This window comes from Bradyrhizobium sp. Ai1a-2, assembly GCF_000426245.1.
Classification (GTDB): Bacteria; Pseudomonadota; Alphaproteobacteria; order Rhizobiales; family Xanthobacteraceae; genus Bradyrhizobium.
This window is the reverse complement of the sequence record NZ_AUEZ01000169.1, coordinates 1-5,475: the sequence shown is the minus strand read 5'-3', so window position 1 is coordinate 5,475 and position 5,475 is coordinate 1. Positions and strand designations below refer to the sequence as shown.

Annotated in this window: 6 protein-coding genes and 3 pseudogenes; 4 read left to right on the top strand and 5 right to left on the bottom strand. The window is 60.1% G+C overall.

The features are described from left to right. Positions 1-219 precede the first annotated feature (219 nt). The 3 genes and pseudogenes from K288_RS0142350 to K288_RS48850 form a co-directional block, all read right to left on the bottom strand. Positions 220-1,305, bottom strand: coding sequence for an IS110 family transposase (locus K288_RS0142350; protein ID WP_051335051.1), 1,086 nt, complete (start codon positions 1,303-1,305; stop codon positions 220-222). A 66-nt stretch (positions 1,306-1,371) separates the two neighbouring features. Further along, positions 1,372-1,530, bottom strand: a pseudogene (locus K288_RS51710) (transposase); the annotation flags it as partial. Between the two features lie 80 nt (positions 1,531-1,610). Then, positions 1,611-2,426, bottom strand: coding sequence for a reverse transcriptase domain-containing protein (locus tag K288_RS48850; protein WP_084800119.1), 816 nt, complete (start codon positions 2,424-2,426; stop codon positions 1,611-1,613). 393 nt (positions 2,427-2,819) lie between these two features. Here K288_RS48850 and K288_RS53950 point away from each other — a divergent pair, with 393 nt between their 5' ends. From K288_RS53950 to K288_RS54440, 3 genes are all read left to right on the top strand, one after another. Further along, the gene (locus tag K288_RS53950) at positions 2,820-2,972 is read left to right on the top strand and encodes a hypothetical protein (protein WP_160169086.1); all 153 of its coding nucleotides are present in this window, start codon (positions 2,820-2,822) and stop codon (positions 2,970-2,972) included. A gap of 323 nt (positions 2,973-3,295) precedes the next feature. Then, complete coding sequence (locus K288_RS0142325; RefSeq protein ID WP_027584750.1) at positions 3,296-3,613, top strand: DUF736 domain-containing protein; 318 nt, start codon at positions 3,296-3,298, stop codon at positions 3,611-3,613. Next, positions 3,613-3,759 (top strand): hypothetical protein, encoded by a 147-nt coding sequence (locus K288_RS54440; protein ID WP_201449820.1) that lies wholly within the window; start codon positions 3,613-3,615, stop codon positions 3,757-3,759. The genes K288_RS0142325 and K288_RS54440 overlap by 1 nt, the downstream gene beginning before the upstream one ends. Before the next feature lie 89 nt (positions 3,760-3,848). Here K288_RS54440 and K288_RS0142315 read toward each other — a convergent pair whose 3' ends face one another. Next, positions 3,849-4,172, bottom strand: coding sequence for a WGR domain-containing protein (locus K288_RS0142315; RefSeq protein WP_201449819.1), 324 nt, complete (start codon positions 4,170-4,172; stop codon positions 3,849-3,851). Between the two features lie 672 nt (positions 4,173-4,844). Between K288_RS0142315 and K288_RS0142310 the strand changes: the two are divergent. Next, a pseudogene (locus K288_RS0142310) lies at positions 4,845-5,135 on the top strand (group II intron reverse transcriptase/maturase); the annotation flags it as partial. A 24-nt stretch (positions 5,136-5,159) separates the two neighbouring features. Here K288_RS0142310 and K288_RS0142305 read toward each other — a convergent pair. Further along, a pseudogene (locus K288_RS0142305) lies at positions 5,160-5,475 on the bottom strand (IS5/IS1182 family transposase); the annotation flags it as partial.

The following is a 5,475-nucleotide window of genomic DNA, read 5'->3' as shown; positions in this document are numbered from 1 at the left end:
ATCAATCTTCCAGAGGCGAAAATACTTGCTCATCGCCGCCAATAAAATCAGACTCCCACCCAATTGAACAGGGACTACTCGGACAGGCTCCTAGGACGCGTGATTTGCCGAAGCATTCACAGCACTACTCCCGACCTTGCCAAGCCCTCGTCCCAGCGATGAGACCTCTGTAGAAGCGATGCCGTCTTCGACGCGCTCCCCGAACCTGCTCTATACCTCCTATGCGGCCGCAGCGGCCTTGCTCCAGCGGAATTCGGTCGCGTCCATCCACATGCGATGGAGCACGACGCCCAACTTGCGGGCAAGAGCCACTTTGGCGCGCTTCATGCCTCTGCGTTTCGCCACATCGAGAGTCCAGCACTTCAAGCTCGAGAAGCGGGTCGCGCGCGTCAGCATGACGTGTGCCGCTTCAAAGAGCGCGGTCCGCACCATGGCGTCGCCGACCTTGCTGACGCCTCCGTCCCGGTCGGTCTCGCCTGACTGATATTTTTTCGGCGTGAGGCCGAAGTAGGCACCGATCGTGCTGGAGTTTCCGAATCGCGACGGATCATCCACCGCCGAGCGATATGTCAGGGCGACCAAAGCGCCGACGCCAGGGGCGCTCATCAATCGCCGGCAAACCTTGTCGGCCCGTGCGATCTTCAGCATCTCACGATGCAGCCTGGCGAACTCGTTCCACAACGCCGTCCTTGCAGCGAGCATCGCGCCAATCACCATTTCCAGGGACACATGCCCCGCGGTCAATTCCCGAATGCGCGCGTCAAACCGTCCACGGCTCACTTCGCCGACCTTCAGCCCGTAGCCACGCAGGATGCCGCGAATACTCAGCTCGACGTCGAGAAGCTTGCCCTGCAGAAGTTTTCGTCCAACAAGAAGAGCCCGGGTATCCTTGCAAGGCACTGATTTCGCGTGAACCGGACGGTACCAACCCATCCGCAGCAATTGAGCGATCCCACGGGCATCCTTCCGGTCGGTCTTGATGGTCATCGCCGAGAGTGCTGCTTTCACATGCCGTGTCTCGAGCAAAACTGCATCGCGCCCGGCAGCCACAAGCGCGGCATGCAGCCACTGCGACAACGGCCCGGCCTCGAGCCCAACGCAGCTGACAGGTAATTCAAGCTCGTCAAAATAACGAATAAGCACCTCAGGTTCGCTGGCGACCTTGACCTCGTGGATGACGTTGCCGGTCCCGTCAACAACACAGATGCTGCTCTCTTTCAAAGACACGTCGATCCCCGCATAATAGTCCGTGGCTGGTTCCTCACTTGATGCCTGGAGCCGATCACTCGGACTCCGTTTCAACATCGTCATTCTGAGGGACAGCCACTTAACCTGGCTAGGCCCGCGAAGGCCGGCCCATTACGGCATCTAGTACCCAACCAGGTGTTTCTGGGGATGTTCACCCCGTCGGTCGCTCGAGGCGTAATAGACTGCAGCTGGCGGAGCGGTGCCCGCGAAGGGCTTGTCATCCCGAACATAAACCCAGATGCGTCCAGTTGTGCACTTGCCCTTCGCCAGGATGCGGATGGTGGGGTGAGTAGGCCGGAGGGATTTCACCTCCGGCCTCTTGCAGAACCAGGGCGTGAGGCTCTCACCTCACCCGGCTCCCATCAGGCAAGCTTGTCGCCAATACCGAGTTGCCAGTGAGCAAAGAGTCTGCGGTTCTCGCGAGCGATCTTCTCCAGGAAGATGCGAGCGCGCCCCAACCGATGGCGGAAGCGCTTGTACTTTCGTTTCAACCAGATAGCTATTGTTTGGTTGATGTAGCGGGCCATCGGATATAGCGCCGAGCGCATGTATTGCCCGTAGTACGCGATCCACCCCCGAACTATCGGGTTTAGTTCGCGGGCAATGTCGTCCAGCGTCAGATTTGGCCGCCTACGAAAGTTCAAGTCTCGGATCGTTGCCCGCATCGCGTTCAGCACTGACTTGCTGACCGCCGGAGTGAACCCGCAGAAAATTTTCCGCGAGTACGGCCCCCGGACTGACCTCGGCCGGAAGCAATATCCGAGAAAGTCGAACATAACCGTCTCGCTCTTGCCTCGACGTCGATCGTCCTTGCAGTAGACAATCCTCGTCTTCGTCGGATGCAATTCCAGACGACACTCGGCCAGTCGAATTTTCAGCGCTTCGCAAACGCTCTGCGCCTCCACCTCACTCTGGCAGTGTATCAACCCGTCGTCAGCATACCGGCGCCACCTGAGTTCAGGGAACGTCCGTGCCATCCAGAGATCAAATGTATAGTGCATGAAGAGATTGGCGAGAATCGGGCTCACTACTCCCCCTTGCGGGGTGCCGCAGCTTCGCTCGACGACAGCTCCATCCTCTTGCACAATCGGCGCTGTCAGCCATCGTTCGATGTAGAGCAACGCCCACTCGCACTTTACATGCTTCCGGACAGCCCGCAGCAGAAGCTCGTGGTCAATGTTGTCAAAAGACTACTCGACAGACTACCCACGACCGCGCTCATCATCTCGACGACTATCCCGATCAGGTAACCATCGTTCGGTCGCGCCATCCCTTCGAGGGATCTGCGCTTAATGTGCTTGGCTGGTGTCATCGACGCGGCGAACTTCATCTGACGCTTGTACTGCCCGATGGTACCCGTGCCCTTGTACCGGCCGCGTGGACAGATCTGCCTATCGCACAACATTTACCGCGTGCAAGCCCGCAATGCGTTCGAGCGGCATTCCTGGCTTCGCGCGCCGAGCTGCTGCACGCCCGGACGATCGTAGACGCTTTGCTGCGGCAATTGGATGCCGCGCATACTGTCCTGCCACCGGAATCGGAGGACAGCGGTCGTTGGCCGGGGGCGGCGGTTGTCCCGTGTCGGTTTCGCCAGCGGCGTGCTGATGGTTCGGCAGCTGCTCGAACCGGGCCATTGCGAATTGCCGGGACCGTCCCCTCGGCCGGTCGTTCTGAAGGCGGAGCGCATCATGACGTTGGCGCCGGAGTTCGCGTTTCGCCTGTGAACGCCACTGTCCCTTTGCCTGGGCGCCATGGACGCGGGGTCATGGTGATGCCTTTCCGGCGGGCGTGCCGGCCATCTGCGGGCTCGATGAGGCATGTCTGACCGGAGACCGGCTTCGCCTCGATCGGCTTTCCGCAACGGCGCCTGCCGATTTTCTGACCCCTGCCGGCTGCGCCGGCATTCCTCGCCAACTAACAAAATCGGCAGTTGCCGTCCTCCATTGCATTGCGGCCTCTGCGAGGTGCGGTCCGATCGTCCCCGGTCTTTCCGACAGCCATCGAGACCGCGATGGGCGCGGTCCGAACACCAGGAAAGCGAAATACCATGGCGACCATCGGCTCCTTCACCAGCAACGGCAACGGCGGATTCACCGGTTCAATCCGCACCCTCACCCTCAACGTCAAGGCGCAGTTCCGCCGTATCGAGAACCCCTCCGACAAGGGCCCGCACTTCCGCGTCTTCGCGGCCGCTAATGTCGAGCTCGGCGCGGCCTGGCAACGCGTCGCGCAGGAAACCGGCCGGGACTACCTCTCGGTCAAGCTCGACGACCCGAGCTTCCCGGCTCCGATCTACGCCACCCTGGTCGAGGTGGAAGGCGAGGAAGGCCTCCAGTTGATCTGGTCCCGGCCGAACCGGGACTGATGTCCCGCCCAAATGGCCCCGCCACCCGGCGGGGCCATTCCTATGTCGACGGCGAATACGTCCTGCCCAGCGACGAAATCGACGAAGGTGACGGCCTCGACATCATCCACGAATATAATCCGCACGATGAACGGCCGGCTCACTGAGCCGGCTTCGCTTTCGCGGAGGCTCTGTTCCGTGGGTGCCGCCACCCAACCGGTGGGAGCCTACCGCGCCTGCGCAGACAGCGATCCGGTTACGTCGCCGCCTTCTTTCCTTTCGGATGATATCCGCGATTGCGCTTCTGGCGCAGCAGGTCGAGGAACAGCCTGACCGCTTCGTCCTCGCGCGCGAAGCTGTGCTTCATCATCTGACCTTGTGCGCCGATCCGTCCCCAGCGGCGTGTCAGGCAGATGTCGCCGAAGAGCGTCGGTTCGATGGCCATGGCGTAGAACCGGGCCATGTTCTTCGAGGCGTCGGTGCGTTCGATATAGAGCTGGTAGGGCTGCGCGATCATGACGACAGAATCCCGCATCGGAGAATCCGCGTCCAATGAGTTTTTTGAATCGATCAGGGCCATATTGATTCATTTTTGCGAAGGGGGCTTTTGGGGGCGGCCGCTCTGGCGAGCGGACGGCTCTATGCGCCAAGGCGCACCGAACCCGCAAAGCGGTTTCGTCCTTCGGTGACGATCCTCCCGGTGTGCTGCAGAAATACGAAAGGAGAAAGGAGTTCAGATGGACTAACCACGTATTGTAAAGCTGCGTGAATGATGGAGGAGGGCCCTCCGGGACCGGCTTTCAGGAGCCGGTCTCAAACCAGTCCGAGCTGCTGTGGTAAAGAGCCGTGGTGGTGAGCGTCGGATGAAACGCTCGGGCAAGATTCGATCAGGTGGGTGTCCGGAAGACGAACGAAAGTGAACCCTTCGAAGAAGCGTCGTTATCGTTTTAAGCGTCGTCGAAACCAGGGGCTCGGGAGGCTCCTGGGACAAGTCCGCCGGATGCCTGATGACTGGGTGGGCGGCGACCGGCGTAGAGGGGGCGTGAGTCGGACACAGGCTTTCGCGCGGAACTGCAGGAACCAGACTCCTGATGCAAAGGGAGAAGCTCAAGCGGCGCAAACCGCAAGGCGAGAGTACCGATGCAGGAGACTGGGGCGGACCGCCCCGTAGGAGCGTCGAAAACCCTGTAATGGGGTTGGAGCAAAGGGGGCGGGTCAGGCCGTCGTATCATTTGAAACAACTGGAAACAGGATGACTTCGGAAAATACGACAGACAAGCCGTTTCGAATTGAGAAACGACAAGTGTTTGAAGCCTACAAAGCGGTCAAGGCCAACCATGGCGCAGCCGGGGTAGACGGGCAGTCTTTGGAAATGTTTGAAAAGAATCTTGCGAAGAACCTTTACAAGATTTGGAATCGAATGTCTTCGGGGAGCTACGTTTCTCCGCCGGTTCGCGCTGTCTCCATCCCAAAGAAGTCGGGGGGAGGCGAAAGAATCTTGGGTGTGCCAACTGTCGGCGACAGAATCGCGCAGATGGTAGTTAGTCGCCCGTGAAGAAGTCTGATTTCAGCTTGGGACGAGCTGAAATCGGAGGATGAGCCTGACCAGGATTTGGTGCAACAAAAGCTCCAGCCAGCGGATGAGACGGCGGAAGTTGTATCCGGCGGCGGCGAGGACGGCGTTGGCGGCGTCGCCCTTGCGGTACCAGAAGTAGTTGCGCCCCATGCGATGCTCGGATTTGAGATGGCCGATGACCGGCTCGACGGCCGAGCGCCGGCGCAGCTCGCGTTTGATCCTGGGCGTCACGCGCCGCTTCTGGCCTGAGATGAACACCCTGAACTTGTAATCGGGTGGCGCATTGTGACCTCGGTAGCCCTTGTCG

Coding starts and splice junctions, on each gene's coding strand:
- K288_RS0142325 (WP_027584750.1), top strand. CDS start 3,296: ATGGCGACCATCGGCTCCTTCACCAGCAACGGCAACGGCGGATTCACC.
- K288_RS0142350 (WP_051335051.1), bottom strand. CDS start 1,305: ATGTTGAAACGGAGTCCGAGTGATCGGCTCCAGGCATCAAGTGAGGAA.
- K288_RS0142315 (WP_201449819.1), bottom strand. CDS start 4,172: ATGGCCCTGATCGATTCAAAAAACTCATTGGACGCGGATTCTCCGATG.
- K288_RS54440 (WP_201449820.1), top strand. CDS start 3,613: ATGTCCCGCCCAAATGGCCCCGCCACCCGGCGGGGCCATTCCTATGTC.